This is a genomic window from Flavobacteriales bacterium (assembly GCA_016713875.1).
GTDB lineage: Bacteria > Bacteroidota > Bacteroidia > Flavobacteriales_F > PHOS-HE28 > PHOS-HE28.
This window is the reverse complement of the sequence record JADJOI010000003.1, coordinates 171,957-196,727: the sequence shown is the minus strand read 5'-3', so window position 1 is coordinate 196,727 and position 24,771 is coordinate 171,957. Positions and strand designations below refer to the sequence as shown.

The following is a 24,771-nucleotide window of genomic DNA, read 5'->3' as shown; positions in this document are numbered from 1 at the left end:
GGCGTCCCCGGCTATCTTCGCCGCTCACCTTCTTCCACCATGGAGCGCGATCAGCAGGTCTTCGGCATCATCGACAAGGAGAAATGGCGCCAGACCAAGGGCCTGGAACTGATCGCCAGCGAGAACTACGTGAGCGACCAGGTGATGGAGGCGATGGGCTCCGTGCTCACCAACAAATACGCGGAAGGACTGCCCGGTCGCCGCTACTATGGTGGCTGTGAGCATGTGGACGAGGTGGAACAACTGGCCATCGACCGCGCCAAGCGCCTCTTCGGGGCCGCATGGGCCAACGTGCAGCCCCACAGCGGGGCCCAGGCCAATGCCGCGGTGATGCTCGCCGCCCTCAAGCCGGGCGACACCATCCTGGGTTTCGACCTCAGCCATGGCGGTCACCTCACGCACGGCAGCCCGGTCAACTTCAGTGGCAAGCTCTACCGCGCCACCTTCTACGGGGTGGATAAGGCCACCGGGCGGGTGGACATGAACGTGGTCCGAGAGACCGCACAGCGCGAGCGTCCGAAGCTGATCATCTGCGGGGCCAGCGCCTACAGCCGCGATTGGGACTACGCCACCTTCCGCGTCATCGCCGACGAGGTGGGCGCCGCATTGATGGCCGACGTCAGCCACCCCGCGGGCCTCATCGCCGCCCGGCTGCTCAACGATCCCCTGCCGCACTGCCATGTGGTGACCACCACCACACACAAGACCCTGCGCGGTCCGCGGGGAGGCTTGATCATGGCCGGCCGCGATGGCGACAATCCCTGGGGCGCGAAGACCCCCAAAGGCGAGGTGCGCAGCCTGAGCAGCGTGCTGGACGGTGCCGTATTTCCCGGCACGCAGGGCGGCCCGCTGGAACACGTCATCGCTGCCAAGGCCATCGCCTTCGGCGAAGCCCTTTCGCCCGCCTTCGTGGACTACGGCCGGCAGGTGATCGCGAATGCCCGCACCCTGGCCGAAGGTCTGGTGGAGAAGGGCTATGATGTGGTGAGCGGTGGCACCGACAATCACTGCATGCTGATCGACCTTCGCAACATGGGGGTCACCGGCAAGGAGGCCGAACAGGCCTTGGGCCGCGTGGACATCACGGTGAACAAGAACATGGTGCCCTTCGACACGCAGAGCCCTTTCGTCACCAGCGGCATCCGCATCGGCGCGCCGGCCATCACCACCCGGGGGCTGAAGGAGGCCGAATGCCGGCAGATCGTGCACCTGATCGACGCGGCGCTCACCCACCGCAACGACGACGCCGAGCTGGACCGCATCCGCTTCCAGGTGAACGGCATGATGCGCCTGCGGCCCCTTTTCACCTGATGGCCCCATGGGCAGCCGACGCCGTCGTTCCCGCCGCGACCGTCGCTCGCACTGGCGGGCCATCCTGCTCGCGCTGCTGTTCACCCTCGCCGCCGCCGAGGCCAGCCCTTGGCTGCTCGGTCTGCTGATCGGCCGACCCTACGACCGCGCCGCCACCCTCGAGGTCCTCGGGACCGAAGTATCCGTGGATACCGCACAGGCCGAGCGCCCCGCCGAGGAATACCTCGGCGATCACTACCTGCATCCATACCTCGGTTATGTCAGTGTGCCCCTCAACGACCGCAACCGTTTCGGCCTGCCCGGCGCGGACCCGTTGCATCCCGGCGCTCCCGACACCGTGAACGTGGTGCTGCTCGGCGGATCGGTGGCCATGGGCCTGCACACCTTCGCAGAGGAACGTTTGCTGCGCGGCCTGCAGCGCGTGCCGGCCTACCGCGGCAAGGCCTTCCGGGTGGCGGTGCTCGCCCTGGGCGGCTACAAGCAGCCCCAGCCGCTCCAAGCCCTCAGCTGGTTCCTGGCCCAAGGTGCCCATGTCGACCTCGTGCTCACGCTCGACGGCTTCAACGACATCGTGCTTCCGGTGTGCGACAACCTGCCCTTCGGCATCCACCCCAACTACCCGCGGCACTGGAACATGTATGCCCGCAAGCGGCTCGACCCCAAGGTGCAGCGGATCCTGGCCCAACGGCTGGCCATCAGCGAGCGCCGTGATGAACGACGGCAGCGACTGGCCGGCTCGCGATTGCGCCACAGCAACATCGCCCTCCTCCTCTGGCGCACCCGCGACCAGCGCGATGCCGCCGAGCTCACCGAACTGGAACAGCGGCTGCGCACCACCATGGAGAACGAGGGTGCGGATCTGCAGGTGACCGGTCCGGTGCGCACCGTTACCGACACCGCCGCCTACCGCGCCGAACAGGCCGACCTGTGGATGCGCAGCTCCACGCAGGTAAAGGCCCTGGCCGAAGCGCACGGCGCTGCGTACTTCCACTTCCTTCAACCCAACCAATACGTACCTGGATCCAAACCCATCGGTCCCAAGGAGGCTACAGTGGCCCTGGTCGAAGGCCCCTTCTGCTACCGCGATGCCGTGGAACAAGGCTATCCTCTGCTGATCGACCGGGGCGCCCGGCTGAAGGCCTCAGGTGTGGACTTTCACGACCTCACCGGACTTTTCCGCACCGAGCCGCGTGCCATGTACAGCGACCAGTGCTGCCACTTCACCACACCTGGCTACCTCCGGATCGCCGACGCCATGGCCGAGGCGGTGGTGGAAGGGCTGAAGCAGGCTCCCAGGCCTTAGTCCATCAGCTCCACCCGGTCGCCGTTGCGCGCCGCGTCAGCACGGGCGCGGTCCCAATCCAGGTTGTTGCCACTGGTTCCCAGGAAGCGCTTGAAGAAGTTCTCTCGCTCCGGCAGGGACACGAACTCTTGCACGTAGGCCGGAGCGGGGTCGATGGCCGGCGTGGAAAGGCTGCCGCTGAAGAGGTCCTTGAACACCACCGGCAGCATGTCGATGTCCGCGCCCAATTGGCGTTCCATCCGCTTGGCCAGGCCGCGCAACATCCAGGACTGGAAGGGATCGGAGGCCAGTGCAATGCGCTTCATGCCGCGGTCGCGAGCCAGCATATAGCTGTTGAAGAGGTTCTCGGTGCTGTGTTCGGCCCGGGTCTCCAGGAAAATGTTCTCCCGTGGCACCCCCAGTTGCTCGGCATACAGCCCCATGATGGTGGCCTCCACGTACGGGGTGTAGACCGCCGAACCGGAAAAGATGATGTTCCGGGTGAGCCCGCGCTCATACAGCTTCACCGCCCAGTGCACGCGCATCTTCATGATGTCCTGCCATTGGCCGCCCTCGAACGGCACACCCGGCACCACCACCGCGTCGTACGGGGCGGACAGTTCGGCCTTTTGGTACAGGCGCGCCTGGCCCTTGTTCGTCATGGCACAAGAGGACAACGAGGCCACCAGGGCCAGGGCCCCGACGGTCGGAAGAAGGGAATGGAGGTTCATGGGTCCGGTGTTGTCCTCATCAAACACGTTCCGAAGCCACAAGTTCGCATATTGTTTAACTTTTTCTATTTGTTCATTGAACAAATAATCCCCGACCCGGCCCGCACGTCGTCCAACCGTCTGAACACAAGGGCCTTGCATCGGGTGGTCGCACGCTCGACCGCCTGGGCTTCGCCCTGAGAGGTCCAGCATATGAGCACGGCGCAGAAGGCCAGGGCCATGTCCGGGATGTGGAACCAGAAGCCGCTCACCAGATGGAACAGCAGGGCAGTGATGAGCGCGGTGCGCCGAAGGGATGGCACCCACAGGGCGATAGGCAGCATGAGCAACAGCACGAGCACCCCGTGCCCGAGGGTGGCCGCGACCGCAGGATGATGCAGGAGCGCACGTGGATCATAGGCCTCATCACCGGCCACCCGCAGCAGGGCGGTTCCGTCGAGCCAGCAGGTGCCCGCCAGCTTGTTCAGCCCTGACATGACGTAGGCCAGGCAGAGCTGAAGGCGAATGGCCAAGAAGCCCAGGTGCGCGAGGCGAGCCTCGGCCGGTGCGGATGGTCGCGCCCGCAACGCCACGTTCCACAACAGCACGTTCGCCATCAACCAATGACCACCGGTGGCCGCCAGCCAGGAGCGATGCAAAAGGGCGGTGTAGAGGACGACCATCGTCAGGGCCATCCATCGGGGCGGTTCGCGCCACAGCCCGTACGCGGCCATCCCGAGCAGGAGCAGCGCCGCGGGCAGCCCCGCCCACCGGTCCGAGCCCGGCAGAGCGGCCACGAGGTCAGCGATCCATGCCCCTTGCGTGACCGGCGACACCGGGTGTTGCCACATCCGATCCGCCTCGGGCAGGGCGGACAGCACGTAGCCCGCGAGCCAGAGGTACAAGGCGCGTTGGAACAGCCGGATGGTGGACCGATTCATCGCGCGATGGGCATTGTAAGAATGAGTTGGACATACCGGACCCTGCGTTCCCCGGGCCGGGCCGGATCGTCCATGCACTGCTGCGCGGTGCGGAAAGCCACCGGCCCGCCTGCCCTGGGCAGCTCATTCAGCAAGGACCGCAATGCAGGCACCCAATGGTCCGGCACCACAAGCGTGTCCGGGAGGGGCTCTCCTCCGCCCAGGTAGGCCAGCAGATGATGGGGCATGCGCCGCGCCACCGGCCCATCCGCTTCCACAGCGGTCCAGTCGCCACGGCCCCGCTTCACCTCCAGGGTGCATGCGCAGCGCGGCGGATCGGGCGCGAAAAGGTCCCAGCGCTGGTGGAACAGGGGGCGCACCAAGGCCACCGACCAGGCCCGCCACAACGGCGGCACCCAGCGGCCCGGCGCCGTGTAGCCCACCACGAGCAGGATGTGCACCGTGAGGAGGGCCGCGGGGAGCAGGCGGAGCAGGCGCGACATGGCGGCATGAAGATGGCGACCGCGTGCCACCTTTGTCCCCGATGACCATCCCCGCCAACGATCCCGCCCTGCGCTCCTGGGTGCCCGTGCCTGAGGGCAGCGACTTCCCCATCCAGAACCTGCCTCTGGGCGTGGGCGCGTGGAACAGCGTGGCCGCGGTGCCCCTGACCCGCATCGGCGACCGGGCGTTGGACCTCAGCGTGCTGGCCGAGGCCGGCCTGCTCAACGGCCTGGGCATCGCCCGCGAGGCCTTCGACGCCCCCGCCCTGAACCCTTTGATGGCCGGCGGAAAGACAGGCGTGCGCGCCCTGCGCCAGCGCCTCAGCGAACTGCTGCGCCATGACAACCCGGTGCTGCGTGATGACAACGCCCTGCGCGATGCCGCGCTGGTGGCGGCCGACCAAGTGGTGATGCACCTGCCCGTTGCGGTGGGCGACTATACGGACTTCTACAGCAGCCGGCAGCACGCTTACAATGTGGGCTGCATGTTCCGCGACCCGGCCAATGCCCTGCTGCCCAATTGGCTCCATCTGCCGGTGGGGTACCACGGCCGTGCCAGCAGCATCGTGGTGAGCGGCACGCCCGTACGCCGCCCCATGGGCCAGTACAAGACCGCACCCGATGCCCCACCGGTGTTCGGGGCCACCCGCCAGCTGGACATGGAGCTCGAGGTGGCCTTCATCACTTTCGATGGCAAGGCGTTGGGCGAGCGCATCGCCACGGCCGAGGCGGAGGACCGCATCCTGGGCCTGGTGCTCTTCAACGATTGGAGCGCGCGGGACATCCAGGCCTGGGAGTACGTGCCCCTCGGGCCCTTCCTGGGCAAGAACTTCGGCAGCAGCGTCAGCCCGTGGGTGGTGCTGCTGGACGCGCTGGAGCCTTTCCGTACCGCTTCGCCGGAACAGGACCCGCCGGTGCTGCCCTACCTGCGCCAGAAGGGCCCCCACCACTTCGACATCGCGCTGGAGGCCGCCATCGCCACGGCCGACGGCCGCGAGACGGTGATCAGCCGGACCAACTTCAAGCACCAGTACTGGAGCATGGCCCAGCAACTGGCCCATCATACGGTGAACGGGTGCAACGTGCGCTGCGGCGACCTGATGGCCAGCGGCACCATCAGCGGCGAGGCCCCCGAGAGCTACGGCAGCCTGCTGGAGCTCACCTGGAAGGGCACCAGGCCGCTGAAGATGCACGATGGCACGGAGCGGCGCTTCCTGGAGGATGGCGACACGCTGGTGATGCGCGGGCATGCCGGCCACGGTGCAGTGCGCGTGGGCTTCGGCGAGGTACGCGGCACGGTACTGCCGGCGCTCCCCTACCTTTAGGGCACAGCCATGGACGGAGCGAAGGCGAAGGCCCCGGGCCTGCCGGGCGTGGACAGCGCGCGTGAGAAGGACGAGATCCTCTACCGCTATCGCGGGCTGCTGCGCAGCATCCGCGGTGATCGCACCCCGGAGGACACGCGGCTGATCCGCAAGGCCTTCAACATCGCCCTCGAGGCCCACAAGGACCAGCGGCGCAAGAGCGGCGAGCCCTACATCTACCACCCGCTCGCCGTGGCCCGCATCTGCGCCGAGGAGATCGGCCTGGGCACCACCAGCGTGGTCTGCGCCCTCCTGCACGACACGGTGGAGGACACCGACATCACCCTGGAGGACGTCCGCGACCTCTTCGGGCCCACGGTGTCCGCCATCATCGACGGCCTCACCAAGATCAGCGGACTGCAGTTCGGCACCGACAGCATCCAGGCCGAGAACTTCCGCAAGGTGCTGTTGACCCTGGCGCAGGACGTGCGCGTGATCCTCATCAAGCTCGCCGACCGCCTGCACAACATGCGCACCCTGGAGGGCATGGCGCGGGACAAGCAGCTCAAGATCGCCAGCGAGACCCTTTTCCTCTATGCCCCCCTCGCCCACCGCCTCGGTCTTTACAGCATCAAGAGCGAACTGGAGGACCTGGCCTTGAAGTTCAAGGAGCCGGACGTGTACGCGGACATCGAACAGCGGTTGAAGAAGGGGGAGGCCGTGCGCAAACGCTTCATCAGCCGCTTCATGCTGCCGATCCGCGAATCGCTCGAACGTGAAGGCTTCGCCTACGAGATCAAGGGCCGGCCCAAGAGCATCCACAGCATCTACAACAAGATGCTGAAGAAGAACGTGACCTTCGAGGAGGTCTACGACGTCTTCGCCATCCGCATCATCATCGACACCAAGCACGAGCTGGAGAAGGCCGATTGCTGGAAGGTGTACAGCATCGTCACCGATTTCTACCAGCCCAATCCCGACCGGTTGCGTGATTGGATCAGCACCCCGAAGGCCAACGGATATGAGAGCCTGCACACCACGGTGATGAGCCCCGGAGGGCGGTGGGTGGAGGTGCAGATCCGCAGCCAGCGGATGGACGAGATCGCCGAGATGGGCCTGGCGGCGCACTACCGGTACAAGGACGACGAGGAGCACGCCGGCGCGCTGGACGCCTGGCTCAACCGCGTGCGCGAGGTGCTTGAGGACCCCACGGCCAGCGCCATCGATTTCGTGAACGATTTCAAGCTGAACCTCTTCAGCGACGAGATCGTCGTGTTCACCCCGAAGGGCGAGATGCGCAACCTGCCGGCCGGCGCCACCGCGCTGGACTTCGCCTTCGACATCCACAGCCATGTGGGTCGGCAGTGCATCGGCGCCAAGGTGAACCATAAGTTGGTGCCGCTGAGCCACAAGCTGCGCAGTGGCGACCAGATCGAGATCATCACCTCGCGCAAACAGCAGCCCAAGGAGGACTGGCTCACCTACGTGGTGACGGCCAGGGCCCGCCACAAGATCAAGCAGGCGCTGCGCGAACAGAAACGCAAGCTGGCCGTGGTGGGCCGCGAGGCCGCCCAGCGCAAGCTCCGTGGCTGGGGCGCCAAGGTGGACGACCGCAACGTGGCCGCCCTTGTCGAGCACTTCCGCGCCACCTCGTCCACCGACCTCTTTTACCGCATCGCACGCGGCCGGGTCGACCTGGACACCCTGGGCACGCCCGCCGTGAAGGCCGGCCGCCTCAACCTGCCCCCGCGGCCGGTGGCCCGCGAGGAGGAGCGCGCCCTCGAGGAGGTGGTGGCCGAGATCCGCGGTCAGTCCTCCGGCGCCCTGGTGATCGGGGATGACCTGCACAAGCTCGACTATCGCCTGAGCCCCTGCTGCAACCCCATCCCCGGCGACGATGTGTTCGGCTTCATCACCGTGGGCGAGGGCATCAAGATCCACCGCGTGAACTGCCCCAACGCCGTCCAGCTCATGAGCAACTTCGCCTACCGGATCGTGAAGGCGCGGTGGAAGGGCAAGGACAGCGTGGAGTTCCTCGCGGGCCTGCGGTTCTCCGGCATCGACGAGGTCGGCCTGGTGAACAAGATCACCTCCATCATCAGCCATCAGCATAACGTGAACATGCGCTCGATCAGCTTCGAGAGCAACGACGGCATCTTCGAAGGCAAGGTGATGGCCTACGTGCAGGACACCGACCACCTGATGTCGCTGATCGAGAAGCTGCGCCGCGTGAACGGGGTGCGCTCGGTGGAGCGTGTGGACCACTGAGGCTCCCGGGCGTGGCGTACCTTCGCCCCGATGGTCACCGCCGAGCAGAAGGACCGCGTCCGCACCATCTTCACGGAGTATCTGGAACGCAACGGGCACCGCAAGACCCCTGAGCGCTTCGCCATCCTCACCGAGGTCTATGAACAGGAAGGGCACTTCGACATCGAACGCCTCTTCGCTCGGATGAAGCAGAAGCGCTACCAGGTAAGCCGGGCCACGCTGTACAATACCATGGAACTGCTGTTGGAGTGCGATCTGGTCCGGCGCCACCGTTTCACCGGAGCACCGACCCAGTTCGAACGCAGCCACGCCTTCCGCCAGCACGACCACCTGATCTGCCGCGCCTGCGGAACCGTCACCGAGTTCTGCGACCCCCGCATCCAGCACATCCGCGCCACCGCCGCCGAGGTCACCGGCTTTCAGGTGGAGCACCACGCATTGCATCTTTACGGCCTCTGCCGCAACTGCCGTCCCAAGCCCGAAACGCCATGAGCGACCGCCCCACCTTCGACCTGCAGATCGATCCCACGGACACCTGTCCGATCTTCAAGCTCCAGGGCCGCCTGATGGACCAGCAGCAGGCCGACAGGCTCCTTTCCTCCCTGGAGGAGGGCCTGGCCGGGGGCCAACACAACGTGGTGCTCGATATGAGCGACCTGCAGTACATGAACAGCACCGGGCTGAACATCCTCATCAACGTGCTCACCAGGACCCGCAATGCCGGCGGTGACGCCATCATCTCCGGCCTCTCCCCCAGCGTGCGCCAGCTCTTCGTGGTCACCAAGCTCGACTCGGTCTTCACCATCACCGGTGGGGTCGACGAGGCCCTCGCCAAGCTCAAGGCGTGATGGGCGCCCGGATGGACGTCCTGCTCGGCGCCCAGTGGGGCGATGAAGGCAAGGGCAAAGTGGTGGACGTGGTGGCCCCCCGGTATCAGGTGGTGGCCCGCTTCCAGGGCGGCCCCAACGCCGGCCACACCTTGTGGATCGAAGGCCGCAAACATGTGCTCCACACCGTGCCCAGCGGTGTGTTCCACGACGGGGTGATGAACCTCGTGGGCAACGGTGTGGTGATCGACCCGGTGATCTTCCTGCAGGAGCTCGATGGCATCGCGGCCAGCGGAGCGGACCTTCAGGGCCGGCTGGCCATCTCGCGCCGAGCACACCTCATCCTGCCCACGCACCGCGCGCTCGACGCCGCCAGCGAGGCCGAGAAGGGCAAGGAACGGATCGGAAGCACGCTCAAAGGCATCGGGCCCACCTACATGGACAAGACCGGCCGCAACGGCCTTCGCGTGGGCGACCTTGAGCGCGGCGACCTGCACGACCGCTACCGCGGCCTGGTGCGCAAGCACGAACGCCTGCTGGGCCTCTACGGCGCACCAGGTCCCGACCGCGAGGCCGAGGAGCGCTGGATGCACGCCGTGGAACGCCTGCGCGCCATGCAGCTGGTGGACAGCGAGCACTACCTGGACCAGGCCTTCCGCCAGGGCCGCGAGGTGCTCGCGGAAGGGGCCCAAGGCACCCTGCTCGACATCGATTTCGGCACCTATCCCTTCGTCACGAGCAGCAGCACCATCTGTGCCGGAGCCTGCACCGGCCTGGGGGTTCCGCCCTCGCGCATCGGCCGCGTGATCGGCATCTTCAAGGCCTACTGCACCCGCGTGGGCAGCGGGCCCTTCCCCACGGAGCTCACGGACGATACCGGCGACCACATCCGCAAGGCGGGCAACGAGTTCGGAAGCACCACGGGACGGCCGCGCCGATGCGGCTGGCTCGACCTGCCCGCCCTGCGCTACGCGGTGATGATCAATGGCGTGAGCGAACTGGCCATGATGAAGGCCGATGTGCTGAGCGACCTGGACCAGGTGCGCGTCTGCACGCACTACCGCGTGAACGGTGCGCTCGCCGACCGCTTGCCTTACGATCTGCTGGAGGCCGAACCGGTGTATGCCGACTGTGACGGCTGGGGTTCCCTGGGCAATGACATTCCCGACTCGCTCGAGCGCTACATCCGGCGGATCGAGGAGGCCGTGCAGGTGCCCGTACGGATCGTGTCCACCGGCCCGGACCGCCGGCAGACCATCGAACGGCCGAGCGCCGTGGCCGTCCTCTGAACAACGATGCGGCGACCGCGCAAGGCCAGGGACGTCGGCGCGATGCCGCCCCTGCCCACCGGCCTCATCGAACGCCTCTCGGCCACCCTGGGGAACGAAGCCCCCGCCCTGCTCGCCGCGCTCGACCGCCCTCCGTCCACCAGCATCCGCCTCAACCGCCTCAAACCCGGCGGCCCCACGGGCGAACCCGTGCCCTGGTGCACCACGGGCCGTTACCTCGACGAACGTCCGCTGTTCACCGTGGACCCCCTGCTGCACGCCGGCGCCTACTATGTGCAGGAAGCGGGCAGCATGCTGATCGAGCGCGCGATGGCCGCCGCAGGCCTGATCGGCGCCGACGCGCTCGCCCTCGACCTGTGCGCCGCCCCCGGGGGGAAGAGCACCCATCTGCTGTCCCTCCTGGGTCCGGGCGCCGTGGTCGTTTGCAACGAGCTGGATGGGCGCCGGCAGGCCGTGCTGCAGGAGAACGTGTGGAAATGGGGATCGCCCAACGCCTGCGTCACGCGGCTTCCCGCCGAGGCCTTCGGCACCCTTCCGCACTTCGACCTGGTGCTGCTGGACGCTCCGTGCAGCGGTGAAGGCCTGATGCGCCGCGAGCCCGTGGCCCGCGCACAGTGGTCGCTCGAGCTGGTGCGGCAATGCAGCGCGGTGCAGGCCGGCCTGTTGCACCACGCCTGGGGGGCCCTTCGCCCCGGTGGCGTGCTGATCTACAGCACCTGCACCTGGGCCGACGAGGAGGACGAAGGGCAACTTCATCGGTTCCTGCAACAGCACGAGGCCGAGGTGCTGACGATCGACCCGCTGGACAGCGGCCCTGTCCGGGGTGAGCTGGGGCTGACATGCATGCCCCATCGCTGCCGGGCCGAGGGCTTCTTCATCGCCGCGGTGCGCAAACCCGGCCGATCGTCATCGCCGCCCGATGCGGGCCCCTGCTCGGCGGACGGCCACCTCCTCCGGCCTCCGGGCTGGGCCGCAGTGACGGCAGCGCTGCGCGCCGCCATCGACCGGTCCGGCGGCGCTCTGCCCCTGACCATGGCGGTCCCCGGAGGAACGGCCCCACATCCCGCGGCCGCCTGCTGCCCGGAAGCCGTGGACCTGCTGCGATCGGTCCTTCCCTTCACCACAGTGGACCTGGACCGCGATGGGGCGCTCGCGTTCCTGCGGGGTGAGGCCATCGCCTCCACTGGGGCGCGGGGCCATGCCCTCATGTGCCACGCCGGCCTTGGCCTCGGCTGGGCCAAAGGCGCAGGCAACCGATGGAACAACCGCCATCCAGCAGGCTGGCGCATCCGCACGCGGCGGAACGGCGTTTAACTTGCGGTCATCGACGTCGCATGTTGGACCTCATCCTGGACCGCTTCGACCGTCACAAGTACGGCATCATCGGTACGCTGGTGCTTCACACCGCCGTGGTCTTCGCCTTGGCCGTCTCACGGCTGGGTTCAGGGCCCGATCCGGAGCGCAGCAACGAGATGCGGGTGGATGTGATGGATGCCGCGGTGGCCGAGGCCCTGTTGCAGGCCATCGAGACCGGCAAGCCCCTGCCCCCCATGCAGGTGACCAATGCGGTCAGCGACCTGAACGCGCAACTGCGTGCGGCCCAGGCGATGCCCACGGTGAGCGAGCGAACGGCCGAACGGCTGGAGAACGACCTGCGCGCCATGGAGCAGAGCGAGTTCGAGCGGCTGGCCGAGGAACGGCGGGCGGCCGGCAAGGAGGTGGTGGTGCCCGAGCTGGACCCCAGCCAGTGGGACAAGGACCGCTACCTGCCCAAGGAACAGCCCCCAGCACGCGTAGAGGGGCCCGCCACCGTCTCCTACGACCTCAAGGGGCGTCGGCCTGAGGTGCTCGAGGTGCCCGCCTACCTGTGCACCGGGAGCGGGCGCGTGGTCGTGCGGATCTACGTGGACCGCAGTGGCACCATCCGGCGGACCTCCTTGGACAAGGAGGCCACCACCGTCAACGAGGAGTGCATGGTGGCGTACGCCATGGCCTACGCCGGCGAAGCCCGCTTCGACCGATCCGCCACCGCTCTGGAGGAACAGATCGGCACGATCACTTTCCTCTTCCTCCCTCAATAAGGACATCTTGACACGTTCGACCGCGACCAGCGGCCGAAATGTCCTGTTCTGCGGGTCGGCATACCGGTTGTCCGGTGCGTTGCGCACACAACCACACTCAACACCGATACCGTCATGACCATCGTGAAGTACCGCCCCAAAGCCAGCTACGTGAGCCCGTTCAATACGCTGGTGAACGAGTTCTTCGGCCGCGACATGAACAGCATCTTCGGGCAGGACGAGCCCCGTCAAGCGCTTCCGAGCGTGAACATCATCGAGCGTGATGCGGAGTTCAAGCTGGAGGTGATGGCCCCCAGCTACAAAAAGGAGGACCTCAAGGTGAACGTCGAGGACAATGTGCTCACGGTGAGCGCTGAAAAGAAGAACGAAGAACACAAGGATGGTGACCGGTTCACACGTCGTGAGTTCCACTTCAGCTCCTTCTCACGCAGCTTCCGCCTTCCCGAAAGCGCGAACGCGGACCGGATCAAGGCCGAGTACACTGATGGGATCCTGCACCTCTCGATCCCGAAGGTGGAGGCCACCAAGCCGAAGGCCAAGGAGATCGCCGTGGACTGAACCGTGACCGGTCGATGGCGGAGGGGCGCCCACACAGCGCCCTTTCGCCTTTCCGAAACCCTGGGTCCGGACCATGCGTACAGCACTGAGCGGCCCGGATCCAAGGGGCCCACACGCACCATGCGCAGCCAGAAGACGCTCCTCGACTACTATCAGGAACTGCTGGACAAGATCAGCCTGGCGGATGCCCGGGTGTTCCGCAAGGAGCTGCGCAAGGCCTTTCGACGCCTGGTACCGGAGGAGCGCGAGCAACTGAAGCAGTGGTTCCGGTCGGCCTGTGTCTGCAAACTGCCCCAAGAGGAACGGATCACCGTCCCGGTGCGCCGTTCATGAGCCCGGTACGGTCGTGGGGACACTGAGCCGCGTTCCGGACCTCAGTTGAACGTGCGGCTGTTCCACGCCTCGCGGCTGAACCGGCCGAAGAAGGCGAACCAGGCCTGCACCGTGAACGCCGCGACCACCACGGTGGACCAGAAGACGAACAGCAGCCGATGGGCGCACCACCACCCTGCCATCGGGACGCGGGTGATCCATCCGGTCGGGATCGCCGCAGCGAGCATCAAGGCCGCGATGACCACGGTCACCCCCAGGTGAAGCGGGGTCCGGAGCGGCCAATGCACCATGGCGCGCCAGGGCGAAAGGTCCGAGCCCCATCGGTGGATCAGGTAATACCGGTCGGGACCGATGCGCACGAAGAGCAGGGGATCGGCATCCGCATCGCAGAGCCGGAACCGGCTCGCCGGGGCCAGGATGTGGTAACCCCGAAGCACCTGACCAGTACCGGCCTCAAGGGCTCGCACGGCGCCAAGGGCCTGGCGAGGGATCTCCGCCTTGTACAAGGCGCTCGGTAAGAACCGCAGGCGGTACCGCACGCAAAGGTCACGGATAGCCCCGCGGCCGAAGATGCGCGCAGGCGACAGCCCGCGCAGTGTGTTCATGCGATCATCACCGGAACTGCGGATCGCCGCTTCCACCATGGCGTCAGCGGTATCCTCCTCATCCAGCCACGTGCGCACCTCGTTCACCAGGGCCTCCTGGCCCAGCAGGATGCGCTCCAACCGTTCACGATCCTCTCGAAGGTCCACGGCGTCAGGTTCTGCTCATCCAACGCTTCCGAACGACGGGCGGTTCACTCCTCCGCGCGACCCTCCTCGGGCACCTCGGCCTCCATCAGCGCAGCGCGGTCCTCGGCATCGCGCACATGGGCCGGTGCGTCCAGCGCCACGCTGGAGAGCACCTGTCGGTCGGGTTGCAGCATACGGCACTGGGCCTGCACACGCACCGGGCTGTAGCGGCTCCCTTTCTCCACCACCACGTACCACACCGCGTCATGCGGGATGACGAAGCGTACCGGAGAGCTATCAAAGGTCCCTCCGTAATAGGTGAAGCTGCGGCAGTTCTTATACCGCTTATACTCCACCGCGGTCATGAACCGCACCTTGGTCGGCCGGTCGATCTCCACCTCGATGATCTCCTTCTTCTTGGCCTGGAACTGTTTGTACAGGTACTGCATGCGCGGCTCGATGATCGGCGTAAATATAGGCGGCGTTCACACGTCAAGCACCCTTAGAGCTTGATACTGAGCACCGGGTACGAGGTGTGGTTGACGATGTCCTCCGTGAGGCTGCCGTTCACCACATGGAAGAAGCCCGTGCGACCATGGGTGGCCATGGCGATCAGGTCCGTGTCGATGCCGCGCGAGAAGTTCAGGATCCCCTCCTCGATGCTGAGGTCGTTGTAGATGGTGGCCGTGTACTTTCCCAGCTCGTGACGCTGGAGGAAGGCGTCCATCGCCCGGGTGGAATCCTCGCTGCGCTCGAAGGCCTTCGGCGTGTTCACCTTCAGCAGGTGGATCCGTGCGTCGAACAGACGGAGGAGGGGCAGGAACGCCTCGAACTTGGCGTTGTCCGCCTCGGTGAAGGTGCTCGCGTACACCACGTCGTTCACGGCGAAGTCCTCGAGGTGATGCTTGATGACCAGGACGGGCATGGGTGCGATGCGGACGATGCGCTGCGTGTTGGAGCCCACCAGCCCGCGGATGCCCCGCGCGCCGTGGGAGCCCATCACCACCAGGTCCACGTGGGCCAGGTTGTCGTTCTTGAACATTTCCGTGATGGACATCTGCCGCAGCATGAACTTCTTCAGTTCAAGGCCCTCCAGGAACGGTAGCTGCGGGAGCTTGTCGAGCTTCGCCTCGATCTCGTCGCGTAAACGCTGGTTCTCCGTATGGAAGTCCGTCATCTGCTCGTACATGTGCACGATATCGATGCACGCTCCGGACAGCCGGGCCAGCTTGGCGGCCACACGCAGGGCATCGGTCGCGCAGTCCGAGAAATCGTAGGGAACAAGGATGGTCTTCATGGCATTCCGTTTTCCGCTCGCGGCAAAAGGTAATGATCGGCCGCTGATCTTGACCGCGACGTTCCGCCGTTTACTTTCGCCGAGTGATGGAGCGGTTCGAGCTGGCGGCCACGGCCAAGACCCCCCGGGTGCTCCTCGACCCCGCACGTGGCGTGCTGGAGCTCAGCGGCTCCTCCATCCACGAGAATGCGGATAAGTTCTTCCGGCCCATCTTCGATCAGCTCCGCTCCTACCTCGACGCCCCCCAGCGACACACGGTCGTCCGCGTCGAGCTGGAGTACTTCAATTCCAGTTCCGCAAAATACCTGCTGGACCTCCTGCGCATCGTGGACGACGGGCATGCCACCGGGCGCACCTCAGCTTCGGTGGAATGGGGCTATCGGTCGGACGACCTGGACATGCGGGAGGTGGGCGAGGACTACCGTGGTCTGCTGGACATGCCGGTGCGCCTGGTGCAGCGCAGGTCCTGAACCTACTTGTCCCCGAACCGATCGGTCCATACGCGCTCATCCACGGGCAGCCCGTCCAGGAAATGGAAGGTGCGGCCCCATGGATGTGTGACCTTCCGGTAGACGTGGACCTCGGTGGCCGTTGTCACCGTGCGTTGGAGCACGACGGCATTGCCTTCCTTGAACTGCTCCTCTTGGATGCCGGGCTCGCGGGCGACCGGCTCCGTTGGCTCCGGCGCCTGGCCGGCCGAGCGCACCACGGGTCCGGGTACAGGACGGGTCGGGGGTGGCACGCTCGGGGCCGGAGGGACCGGCTCCGGGTCGGAGGGCTCCGCGGTGACGGTCATCTCGGGCTCCAGAGCTCGTGCGGGGGCTTGTTCCAGGACCGGTCGTTCGTCCAGCGCGAGCTCCGGGGCCGGGACCATCGACGGCACGGGAGAGGGGGCGGAGCGCGCCGCACTGTCCGCCTTGGCCTGCGCGAAGGCCGCATCCCGCTTGGCGATGAGCACCCGCAGGTCGTCGATCTTCACCGGCGGATACACATTGAGCGGCCGCAGGCCGCGTGCCCGCTCGTAGTCCGCCATGGCTGCCTCATAGCGCCGCGCCTGGAAATGGACCTCCGCCCGCGCCATGGTCGCCTGGAAGGCCGTGTCCTTCACTGACGCTTCGCTCTCCTCCCGGGCCAGCCGTGAACGCTCCCTGGCCGATAACCGGCTGAATCCGTCGGACAGACCACGCTCCTGTGCGGCCGCGAACGAAGGGGTCAACGCGCCGACCCCGGTGAGGACCAGGGACCAGAGCAGCCAGCGGGTGACGAACATCGGGTGCAACCTAGCGCTCAACGGCCTTGCTTCGAGCAGGCGGCCCATCCGGCCTCCAACAGCCCTCCGTTGATGGACCTTGTACGCCATGCTGCGGGCCATCGTTCCCCCAGGTCCTTGAACCGGGCGCGTTCTACCTTTCGGGCCCATCCCCACCCCGATGAACCGCTGGAGCACCGCCATCGTCCTGTCCGCCTTCGGCCTGTTGAGCGCCTGCAAGGACGACCCCACCCAAAGCGAGCAATACAAAGGCCTGTCCACCGAAAAGGCCACCGTGGACGCTGCGCTCGCCGAGCGCGACAGCTCGCTGAACGTCCTGTTCGGATCGTTCAACCGGATCAGCGAGAACCTGCGCACCATCCGCGAGAAACAGGGCATGATCGGTGGGGTCAAGGTGGAAGGTGAGCCCAGCCAGGACATGGAGCAGCGTATCCTGGGTGACCTGCAGCAGATCGACGAGTTGCTGAGCGAGAACAAAGCCCTGATCGCCAAGCTGCGCAAGGAAACCAAGGCCAACGCCGGTGCCATCGCCGCGCTACAGCGCACCGTGGAGGAGCTCGAGCGGACCGTGGCCGAGAAGGACGCCGAGATCGGTGGCCTCAAGGAGCAGCTGGCCAGCGCCAACAGTTCGCTCGCGACCCTGATGGAGATGTATCGCGACAAGGAACAGCAGGCCAACATGCAGCGCAACGAGCTGAACACCGCGCACTACGTCATCGGCACGGCGAAGGAGCTGAAGGAGAAGGGCATCGTGACGAAGGAAGGCGGCCTGGCCGGCATCGGCGCCACCAAGAAGCTGAACGCCGACGCCTTGGGCGACGGGCACTTCAAGCAGATCGACATCACCCAGACGCTGGAGCTGCCCATTGCATCGAAAAAGGCACGCCTGCTCACCACACACCCGCAGGGCAGCTACCGTTTCGAAGGGGAGGTGGAGAAGTTGGTCATCACCGACCCGCAGGCGTTCTGGAGCGCCTCGAAGTACCTGGTGGTGATGGCGGACTGAAGTCGTGATCTATTTGGCGCCGCCGGTGGCCTTCGCCGCCTTGTTCGGTGCGGCAGGTCCTCGGGTCGGCGGTTCCGCAGTGCTGCTGCCGGCTCTTTTGGAGCCGGAGCCCTGCACCTTCCCTTCCAGGCAGCATCCGCTGAGGGCCCCGCTGGCGCGAAGCGCCTCCAACCTGGCCGCCTGATCCGGTTCCAGGGTGACCGCGAGCTGCTCGAAGTAAGGGATCAGTCGTGCGTCGATCTCCCGCTGGGTCTCGTCCATCCGGGCCCGCAGCTCGGCCACCTGATGTTCGCCGTCGATCAGCAGCCCGGTGGCCTTTTCGGTGGCCCGTTCATCGAGGCCGATCGCCGCCGCGATGCGGCGGGCGGTCATGGCCGCGCGCTCCTCGGGAGTGAACGATGCCGGCTCCTGCGCACGCAGCACGACCGGCACAGCGAGGAGCAACAGGGCGGACAGAGCAGGGCTTAAGCGCATGGCCGGTGAGTTTCCCACGAAAGTAGGCAGCACCCGTCCAGCCACGTTCGGCATTGCGGTCAACTACCCCGCACGCCGCGCACCATTTGTTCGATCGCGTCCCACATGCCGGGCTCCACCTGGTCCAGCTGGCTGAACTGCCCCGCGCCTTTCAACCACTCGCCGCCGTCGATGGTGACGACCTCGCCGTTGACATAGCCGGACCAAGGCGATACCAGGTAGGCCGCCAGGTCGGCGAGTTCGCGGTGCTCGCCCACCCGGCCGAGGGGCACACGCTTGGCCAGGTCGAAGCGCTCCATCATCTCGCCGGGCAGCAATCGGCTCCAGGCGCCCTTCGTGGGGAAGGGCCCAGGGGCGATGGCGTTGCTGCGGATGCCATGACGCGCCCACTCCACGGCCAGCGACCGGGTGAGGGCCAGCACGCCGGCCTTGGCGCAGGCACTTGGCACCACATAGCCGCTGCCGGTCCAGGCGTACGTGGTGGTGATGTTCAGCACCGCCTTGTCACGCTCGCCCTTGGCGATCCAGTGTTTCCCGAAGGCGAGCGTGCAGTTCACCGAACCCATCAGCACGATGTCGATGATGACCTCGAAGGCCTTGCTGCTGAGCCGCTCGGTGGGGCTGATGAAGTTGCCCGCCGCGTTGTTCACCAGTGCGTCCACGCGGCCGAAGCGTTGCAGTGTGCGGTCCAGTAGCTGCTCCACCTCCAGGTACTTGCGTACGTCGCACGCCACGGCCAGCACCTCGCCCCCGGTCTCCTGGATCAGCTCGGCCGCCGTCGCGTCCAGCACATCCTGCTTGCGGCTGGTGATCACCACCTGCGCACCGAGAGCCAAGAAGGTGCGCGCCATGCCAAGGCCCAGGCCGGTGCCTCCGCCGGTGACGACGATGACCCGTCCGCGCAGGGCATCGGGCCGCATCATGCTTTCGATCGTGCTCATGGTCAGGGTGCGTTGCGGCCGCCCGGGGCGTTGCGCTCTGGGGCCTTGGTGGGTGCGTTCGGGGTGCTGGGCGGAGCGCCCGGGGCCGTCGTTCCGTCCGGTCGGACCGGAGCCGGGCAGGTCTTCAACAGGTCGTCGAGCTCGCTGCCGTAGAGCGGTGTGCCTCCCTTCGCCTCCGCCTGGCGGAACGCCCCGCAGGCCCGCGCACTGTCGCCTTCCGCCAGGGCGATCAGCCCGCGGTTGTGGTCCACATACGGGTTATCCGCGTTGCGGCGACCGGCAAGCAGCACGTCGCGGCGGGCCTTGTCCACCTGCCCCAGCTTCAGCCGGCTGTAGCCGCGGTTGTTGATGGCGTAGGTGTAGTTCGGGTTCAACTTGATGGCCTGCGCGTAGTCGGCGAGGGCGCGCTCATGGTCGCCGTGCAGGGCCCAACGATGGAAGCCACGGCTGTTCCAGTTCACCGGGTCGCGCGGGTCCAACGCGATGGCACGGTCCAGGTCGGCCCGGGCACGTGCCGTATCCCCCGCAGCGGCCAGGCAGGCGCCGCGCTCCCGCAAAGCCGCGGTGCTCTCCTGCGCTGCGATGAGCGCGTCATACAGGGAGATCGCTTCCTGACATCTCCCGGTCAAGGACAACGCCATGGCCGTGCGCAGGTCCCGTTCGGGTCCGGGCGTGGCGCGCTGAAAGGCGTGCAGGGCGCTGTCACCCTGCTGCAGGCCCAGCCAGGACATACCGGTCCAGAACCACGCCTGCAGGCCACCGCGCTCATCCAGACCGCCGGCCATTGCCGCTTGCGCATCCTCCAACGCGGCCGGGAAGGACCGCACCCGCGCATGGGCCTCTGCGCGCAACAGCAACACCGGTGCCTTCGCCATGTCGCGCGTCATCAGGCCGTCGCAGCGCCGAAGGGCCGGATACACCTTGCCTTGATCAAGCAGGCGACGCACCTTCCCGAGCTCGTTCTCGTTCCTTCCTTGCGCACCCGCCACAAGCGCGCCCAGGACCCCCATGACCACCATCAGCGACCGCATGCGGCGAAGGTATCGTTCGGCCGCCCTCTAGCTTTGACCGGCCGCATGCGCACCAGCTATCCCACCAAGGTCCTCCTCGCCTGGGGCGAGGCCATCAGCGGCAATGCGGCGATCCGCGACTGGTTGCTGAAGAACGGATTCCCCGAGCTCGGGGTCTTCACCTTCGCCTTGCGCAACAAGCAGGACGCGCGCAAGTGGTTGCTGGACCATGGCCACCCTCATCTCATGGCGGTGATCGCGGGCATCGAAGGCGACCAAGGCGCATTGGACTGGTTGGAGCGGCATGGGCACGGCGTCCTGCGCCAGCTGGCCCTCACCGGGGATGGCGACCGCGATGCCTTCGATTGGTTGCTGAAGCACGGGCATCGCGAATTGGCCATGCTCGGCGTGCGCATGCACCGGGTGAAGTCGGACATGGACGACGACTACAAGGACATCCACAAGTACCCGCAGGACTGACCGGTCATTCGGCCGATCGATCGTCGGGCCCGCTCCGGTGCCAGGCCCGGAGCCGGTCCAGCAGAAGCAGGTCGAACATGGTGTGCGCCACCATCGCGGGCAGCAGTCCCCAGGCCCGGGCCACGGTGCCGTAGGCCAGCATACAGACCACCAGGTACAGACCATAGAGCGTGAGCCGGCGGTCGCGCGGGTCCAGGTAACCATGGAGCGCCACGAACAGAAAGGCCGTGAGCGGCACGCCCAGCCAGTGCTGCAGCCCTCCTCGGAAAAGCAGTTCCTCTCCGACCCCGGCCGCCAGGGAAAGCACCACATGATGCCATCGCTTCGGCACCAGTGGGCCCAGCAGAGCGGCATAGCGCATGGCCACCGGACGCAGGAGCGGTTGACGGAGCAGAAGGACCGCCCCCGTTCCCGTGATCATGCCCAGCGCGGCGCCGATGGCAAGCGAACGCCACCAGGGGTGCCCCAGGCCGATCACCTCCACGAGCTCGCGCTCCTGAACTGATGCGATCAGCCAGACCCCGATGCCTCCGAGCACGAGCAGGGTGACGGCCGACAGCAGCAGCACCATGTGCGCCGTGCCGCGCGCTGCGCTCATCGATCGCCCTCCCCGTTGTCCTCCTCACCGCTGAACACGCTGCCCATCAGGTCGCTGAAGCGGGTGACGCCGTCCAGGTCGGTGCGGCCCACACGGCTCAGTTCCGCCAACCCGTGGAGCACGAACTCCATCCAAACGGGCCGCTCGACCGCATCGAGGTAGGCGTGCCGTGAGCGCACCAGGTCCTCCAGACCCGGCACCTCCTGCACCATCCGGGTGTACACTGCGTCCGGGGCGTCCTGCGGCAGCTCCACCGCATGGTCGTCGAAGTGGGCCACCACTCCGGCATAGGGGTCCGGCGCGGTGCGGCCCTTGCCATCGGCCCTGGCCCGCCGGTGGGCCTTCTCCGGATCGGGAAAGAGCTCGAGGAACACGTGGCGCAAGGCTTGCGAGAGGAGATGACGCGCCACCTTCTCGGCCCCCTCCTGCTCCCCCTTCGTACACCAGCTCGATCTTGCCGTTGATCGCCGGGCCCACGGCAAAGAGGTCCGCGATACGAACGGTGGTGCGTTCCTCACCGGTGCGTAGCGCACGGAGCTCGGCCGCGCTGATCGCGCTCTCCAACGCGCTGATGGTGAGGCGTGCGCTGACCCCGCTCTTGCGGTCCACATAGTCGCTCTCCCGGGCCTCCAGCGCGATGCGCTCCACGAGCACGCGGATGAGGTCGGGCACACGCACGCGCCTAGCCTGTTCTTGTGGGCTGCGGACCTCCTGCGCGGTGATGCGCATGCCCAGCTCGATGGTGGGCGGGTAGTGCGTGAGGATCTGGCTCTGGATGCGGTCCTTCAGCGGCGTGATGATGGCGCCGCGGTTGGTGTAGTCCTCGGGGTTGGCCGTGAACACGAACTGGATGTCGAGCGGCAGGCGCAGCTTGAAGCCGCGGATCTGCACATCGCCCTCCTGCAGGATGTTGAACAGCGCCACTTGGATGCGCGGCTGCAGGTCGGGCAGTTCGTTGATGACGAAAATACCACGGTTGCTGCGGGGCACCAGACCGAAGTGGATCACGCGTTCGTCGCTGTAGTCCAGCTTCAGGTTGGCGGCCTTGATCGGGTCGCTGTCGCCAATGAGGTCGGCCACGGTGACATCGGGCGTGGCGAGCTTCTCGGTGTAGCGATCGTTGCGATGCACCCACACGATCGGGGTGTTGTCACCGTGGATGGCGATCTGGTCCTTCGCGTAGCGCGAGATGGGCGCCAGCGGGTCGTCGTTGATCTCGCTGCCGGCCACCACGGGCATCCACTCGTCCAGCAGCTGCACCAGCGATCGGGCCATGCGCGTCTTGGCCTGCCCGCGCAGGCCGAGCAGGTTGATGCTGTGGCCGGCGAGAATGGCACGCTCCAGCGCCGGCACCACCGTGTGCTCGTAACCGTGGATGCCCTCGAACAGCGGCTGCTTCGTCCGGATGCGGGCGATGAGGTTGGCACGCAGCTCCTCCTTCACGCTGCGCGGGCGGTAGCCGCTCTTCTTCAGTTCGCCGAGGGTGGAGGGGGGCCTTCCGGTCATGGGTGGTTCTTGATGAACGTGGACGTGAGACGGGCGCCGTCCGGGCCTAGAACGCGGAGCACGTAAAGCCCGTTCGACAAAAAGGAGACATCCACGCCCTCCTGACCCTCGATCGCGCTCCATTGCCGCAACCGTCGGCCGCTGGCATCCAGGACCTCCCATATGACCTGAGCTGATGGCCCGGGTGGGCCGCTCACGTGTAGGATGTCCTGCACTGGCTGCGGCCAGATCCGGAACGCCCCACCGGAGCGTTGGTGGTCCACGAACCCGACGATCGAGGCTGGATCAAGAACGCGCATGGTCCATGTCGTGTCCAAATACACCGGGAATCCTTGAGCGATCGTCACCATCGGATGATGGGTGCCCAGCAAATAATAACGGTACGCCATCAACGGTGCAGCGCCTGGAGCGAACGCTTCACTGGTGGTACGTATGCGAAGCACCGGGCCATAGGTCCCCCACGGAAGATGCAATGCCCCGTAGGCATCTGCAACGCTCGTATCCGCACGGTGGACGGGAAAGCTCTGACAGCCGTTGTCCATCAGGCGGAGCAGGTGCGTGCTGGGCACCACGTCGCCGAAGGCCATGGGTGGGATCAGCGTGATGGCCAGTTCGCTGATGACCGGCAGCGTGCCTATGGGGTAGCCGAACCAGGGCTCCACCCTGACGGACAAGGGGTCTTGGCCGACCATAAGGTGGCCACCCATCAGATCCGGGGGTGACATCAACGGACACCCTCCAATGGAGTCGCTCAGTGGGCTCGAGTAGCTGAAGCCGAAGGTATCCTGGGCAACAAAGGCGGTGAAGTCCCAGACCACGCCCGCACCAGCATCGCCGGGATCCATGGCCGCACCGACCAGTTCAACGAAGGACTCCCCCGACGTAGGCACGCTGTTCCCGACCGTGAGAACGGGTTGCCCGATCGACGGTTCAACAGCAAGTGCGCCCAGCAAGAGCAGGAGGTGGCCAACGAGCTTCATGACGCCTTTCGGTTGGTGGTGTGATCGCGGAACACCATGTCCGCAAGGCCTTGCAGGCCGGTGTAGAACGCACGGCCCTGGTTGGCCTCGGTGAAGCGCTCGATGAAGCGTTGCAGGTAGCTGTCGCGCGCGATCATGAACGTGGTGATGGGGATGCCGGCCTTGCGCGCGCGGACCGCCGCATCCAACGTGCGGGCCACGATGAACTCGTCCAACCCGAAGCTGTTCATGTAGTACTCGCCGTCCTTCTTGATGCAGCTTGGCTTGCCGTCGGTGATCATCACGATGCGGCGGTTGCGGACCTTGCGGCGGCGCAGGATGTCCATCGCGAGCTCCAGCCCGGCCACGGTGTTGGTGTGGAAGGGCCCCACCTGCAGGTAGGGCAGGTCCTTCAGGCTCACCTGCCACGCGTCGTTGCCGAACACCACGATGTCCAGCGTGTCCTTGGGGTAGCGCCGCTTGATGAGCTCGGCGAGCGCCATGGCCACCTTTTTGGCCGGTGTGATGCGATCCTCTCCGTACAGGATCATGCTGTGGCTGATGTCGATCATGAGCACGGTGGCGCAGGCGCTCTGGTGCTCGGTCTCGATCACCTCCAGGTCGTCCTCACTCAGGTGCAGGTCATCCAGCCCCCGCTGCTGGGCGTTGCGGATGCTGTCGCTCATGGCCACCTGCTCGAGGCGGTCGCCGAAACGATAGCTGCGCCGCTCGCTCGTGGGCTCGTCGCCCTGCCCTGTGCGGCGGAGCGCGTGGTTGCCGCGGTCCACCTTCTTCAGCTTGCCGAACACCTGGTCCAACGCGCGCTCACGGATGAGCTTCTCGGCCTTGCTGGTGAGCGGGGCCTTGCCGCCCTTGGTGGGCCTGCCGATCATGCCGTGCTTGCGCAGGTCGTCCTCGAACTCCTTGCGCCCATACTCAGCTGTGTAGAAGCCGTGTTCCTTGTCGAGCTGGTCCATCCAATCCAAGGCCTCTTCCACCTCGCCGCTCGTGTGCGTGAGCAGCTCCAGGAAGAGCGGAAGCAGCTTCTCGAAGGGCGAACGCTCGTCCTGCGGCGGGATGTACTTCGAGAAGCGGTGGCCGGGCATCGAAGAA

Annotated in this window: 27 protein-coding genes and 1 pseudogene; 14 read left to right on the top strand and 14 right to left on the bottom strand. The window is 66.4% G+C overall.

Translation table 11 applies throughout. The annotated features are described in order from the left end of the window. Window positions 1-39 precede the first annotated feature (39 nt). Entirely contained in the window at window positions 40-1,311 is a 1,272-nt protein-coding gene (locus IPJ87_02325; protein ID MBK7940709.1) for a serine hydroxymethyltransferase, read from the top strand. Window positions 1,312-1,318: 7 nt separating this feature from the next. Then, the gene (locus IPJ87_02320; protein ID MBK7940708.1) at window positions 1,319-2,614 is read left to right on the top strand and encodes a hypothetical protein; all 1,296 of its coding nucleotides are present in this window, start codon (window positions 1,319-1,321) and stop codon (window positions 2,612-2,614) included. On the opposite strand, the gene IPJ87_02315 is transcribed toward IPJ87_02320, so the two are convergent. From IPJ87_02315 to IPJ87_02305, 3 genes are all read right to left on the bottom strand, one after another. Continuing rightward, window positions 2,611-3,324, bottom strand: coding sequence for a YdcF family protein (locus IPJ87_02315; protein ID MBK7940707.1), 714 nt, complete (start codon window positions 3,322-3,324; stop codon window positions 2,611-2,613). The two genes, IPJ87_02320 and IPJ87_02315, sit on opposite strands and share 4 nt — an antisense overlap. Before the next feature lie 65 nt (window positions 3,325-3,389). Further along, a complete protein-coding gene (locus IPJ87_02310; protein ID MBK7940706.1) occupies window positions 3,390-4,244 on the bottom strand; it encodes an HTTM domain-containing protein in 855 nt (284 codons plus the stop codon). Further along, window positions 4,241-4,726, bottom strand: a complete 486-nt coding sequence (locus tag IPJ87_02305; GenBank protein MBK7940705.1) for a hypothetical protein — start codon at window positions 4,724-4,726, stop codon at window positions 4,241-4,243. The genes IPJ87_02310 and IPJ87_02305 overlap by 4 nt, the downstream gene beginning before the upstream one ends. Window positions 4,727-4,767: 41 nt before the next feature. On the opposite strand from IPJ87_02305, the gene fahA reads away from it, so the two are divergent. From fahA to IPJ87_02260, 9 genes are all read left to right on the top strand, one after another. Then, window positions 4,768-6,051 carry a fumarylacetoacetase gene (fahA, locus tag IPJ87_02300; protein MBK7940704.1) on the top strand — a complete coding sequence of 428 codons (1,284 nt, stop codon included), beginning with the start codon at window positions 4,768-4,770 and terminating at the stop codon, window positions 6,049-6,051. Window positions 6,052-6,060: 9 nt separating this feature from the next. Next, on the top strand, window positions 6,061-8,298 hold the full coding sequence (locus IPJ87_02295) for a bifunctional (p)ppGpp synthetase/guanosine-3',5'-bis(diphosphate) 3'-pyrophosphohydrolase (GenBank protein MBK7940703.1): 2,238 nt from the start codon (window positions 6,061-6,063) through the stop codon (window positions 8,296-8,298). A 30-nt stretch (window positions 8,299-8,328) separates the two neighbouring features. After that, window positions 8,329-8,790 (top strand): transcriptional repressor, encoded by a 462-nt coding sequence (locus tag IPJ87_02290; GenBank protein ID MBK7940702.1) that lies wholly within the window; start codon window positions 8,329-8,331, stop codon window positions 8,788-8,790. After that, window positions 8,787-9,146 (top strand): STAS domain-containing protein, encoded by a 360-nt coding sequence (locus tag IPJ87_02285; GenBank protein MBK7940701.1) that lies wholly within the window; start codon window positions 8,787-8,789, stop codon window positions 9,144-9,146. The genes IPJ87_02290 and IPJ87_02285 overlap by 4 nt, the downstream gene beginning before the upstream one ends. Next, the gene (locus IPJ87_02280; protein MBK7940700.1) at window positions 9,146-10,414 is read left to right on the top strand and encodes an adenylosuccinate synthase; all 1,269 of its coding nucleotides are present in this window, start codon (window positions 9,146-9,148) and stop codon (window positions 10,412-10,414) included. Before IPJ87_02285 ends, IPJ87_02280 begins: the two co-directional genes overlap by 1 nt. A 6-nt stretch (window positions 10,415-10,420) precedes the next feature. Further along, window positions 10,421-11,728: an rRNA cytosine-C5-methylase gene (locus IPJ87_02275; GenBank protein ID MBK7940699.1), complete on the top strand. Its 1,308-nt coding sequence runs from the start codon at window positions 10,421-10,423 to the stop codon at window positions 11,726-11,728. A gap of 20 nt (window positions 11,729-11,748) precedes the next feature. After that, window positions 11,749-12,495, top strand: coding sequence for a hypothetical protein (locus IPJ87_02270; protein MBK7940698.1), 747 nt, complete (start codon window positions 11,749-11,751; stop codon window positions 12,493-12,495). Window positions 12,496-12,609: 114 nt separating this feature from the next. Continuing rightward, window positions 12,610-13,053 (top strand): Hsp20/alpha crystallin family protein, encoded by a 444-nt coding sequence (locus tag IPJ87_02265; GenBank protein MBK7940697.1) that lies wholly within the window; start codon window positions 12,610-12,612, stop codon window positions 13,051-13,053. 120 nt (window positions 13,054-13,173) lie between these two features. Next, entirely contained in the window at window positions 13,174-13,386 is a 213-nt protein-coding gene (locus IPJ87_02260) for a hypothetical protein (GenBank protein ID MBK7940696.1), read from the top strand. 41 nt (window positions 13,387-13,427) lie between these two features. Here IPJ87_02260 and IPJ87_02255 read toward each other — a convergent pair whose 3' ends face one another. From IPJ87_02255 to IPJ87_02245, 3 genes are read right to left on the bottom strand one after another with little or no spacing between them, the layout of a single operon-like run. Continuing rightward, window positions 13,428-14,138 carry a hypothetical protein gene (locus IPJ87_02255; GenBank protein ID MBK7940695.1) on the bottom strand — a complete coding sequence of 237 codons (711 nt, stop codon included), beginning with the start codon at window positions 14,136-14,138 and terminating at the stop codon, window positions 13,428-13,430. A 44-nt stretch (window positions 14,139-14,182) separates the two neighbouring features. Next, complete coding sequence (locus IPJ87_02250; GenBank protein ID MBK7940694.1) at window positions 14,183-14,566, bottom strand: DUF1883 domain-containing protein; 384 nt, start codon at window positions 14,564-14,566, stop codon at window positions 14,183-14,185. 53 nt (window positions 14,567-14,619) lie between these two features. Further along, window positions 14,620-15,414, bottom strand: coding sequence for a universal stress protein (locus tag IPJ87_02245; protein ID MBK7940693.1), 795 nt, complete (start codon window positions 15,412-15,414; stop codon window positions 14,620-14,622). Window positions 15,415-15,500: 86 nt separating this feature from the next. Between IPJ87_02245 and IPJ87_02240 the strand changes: the two genes are divergently transcribed. After that, on the top strand, window positions 15,501-15,884 hold the full coding sequence (locus tag IPJ87_02240; GenBank protein ID MBK7940692.1) for a DUF1987 domain-containing protein: 384 nt from the start codon (window positions 15,501-15,503) through the stop codon (window positions 15,882-15,884). 2 nt (window positions 15,885-15,886) lie between these two features. Here IPJ87_02240 and IPJ87_02235 read toward each other — a convergent pair whose 3' ends face one another. Further along, the gene (locus IPJ87_02235) at window positions 15,887-16,684 is read right to left on the bottom strand and encodes a hypothetical protein (protein MBK7940691.1); all 798 of its coding nucleotides are present in this window, start codon (window positions 16,682-16,684) and stop codon (window positions 15,887-15,889) included. Window positions 16,685-16,844: 160 nt separating this feature from the next. On the opposite strand from IPJ87_02235, the gene IPJ87_02230 reads away from it, so the two are divergent. Further along, entirely contained in the window at window positions 16,845-17,690 is an 846-nt protein-coding gene (locus tag IPJ87_02230; protein ID MBK7940690.1) for a hypothetical protein, read from the top strand. 9 nt (window positions 17,691-17,699) lie between these two features. On the opposite strand, the gene IPJ87_02225 is transcribed toward IPJ87_02230, so the two are convergent. From IPJ87_02225 to IPJ87_02215, 3 genes are read right to left on the bottom strand one after another with little or no spacing between them, the layout of a single operon-like run. Further along, window positions 17,700-18,164 (bottom strand): hypothetical protein, encoded by a 465-nt coding sequence (locus tag IPJ87_02225; protein MBK7940689.1) that lies wholly within the window; start codon window positions 18,162-18,164, stop codon window positions 17,700-17,702. Between the two features lie 59 nt (window positions 18,165-18,223). Beyond that, window positions 18,224-19,105: an SDR family oxidoreductase gene (locus tag IPJ87_02220; GenBank protein MBK7940688.1), complete on the bottom strand. Its 882-nt coding sequence runs from the start codon at window positions 19,103-19,105 to the stop codon at window positions 18,224-18,226. Window positions 19,106-19,107: 2 nt separating this feature from the next. After that, entirely contained in the window at window positions 19,108-20,136 is a 1,029-nt protein-coding gene (locus tag IPJ87_02215; protein MBK7940687.1) for a tetratricopeptide repeat protein, read from the bottom strand. 45 nt (window positions 20,137-20,181) lie between these two features. On the opposite strand from IPJ87_02215, the gene IPJ87_02210 reads away from it, so the two are divergent. After that, entirely contained in the window at window positions 20,182-20,595 is a 414-nt protein-coding gene (locus IPJ87_02210; protein ID MBK7940686.1) for a hypothetical protein, read from the top strand. Between the two features lie 4 nt (window positions 20,596-20,599). Here IPJ87_02210 and IPJ87_02205 read toward each other — a convergent pair whose 3' ends face one another. The 4 genes and pseudogenes from IPJ87_02205 to IPJ87_02190 form a co-directional block, all read right to left on the bottom strand. After that, window positions 20,600-21,193, bottom strand: coding sequence for a CPBP family intramembrane metalloprotease (locus tag IPJ87_02205; GenBank protein MBK7940685.1), 594 nt, complete (start codon window positions 21,191-21,193; stop codon window positions 20,600-20,602). Continuing rightward, window positions 21,190-22,699: pseudogene (locus tag IPJ87_02200) on the bottom strand (sigma 54-interacting transcriptional regulator). Before IPJ87_02200 ends, IPJ87_02205 begins: the two are co-directional and overlap by 4 nt. Then, window positions 22,696-23,679, bottom strand: a complete 984-nt coding sequence (locus IPJ87_02195; protein ID MBK7940684.1) for a T9SS type A sorting domain-containing protein — start codon at window positions 23,677-23,679, stop codon at window positions 22,696-22,698. The pseudogene IPJ87_02200 and the gene IPJ87_02195 overlap by 4 nt, the downstream one beginning before the upstream one ends. Continuing rightward, window positions 23,676-24,764 (bottom strand): VWA domain-containing protein, encoded by a 1,089-nt coding sequence (locus IPJ87_02190; protein ID MBK7940683.1) that lies wholly within the window; start codon window positions 24,762-24,764, stop codon window positions 23,676-23,678. The genes IPJ87_02195 and IPJ87_02190 overlap by 4 nt, the downstream gene beginning before the upstream one ends. Between the last annotated feature and the right edge of the window lie 7 nt (window positions 24,765-24,771).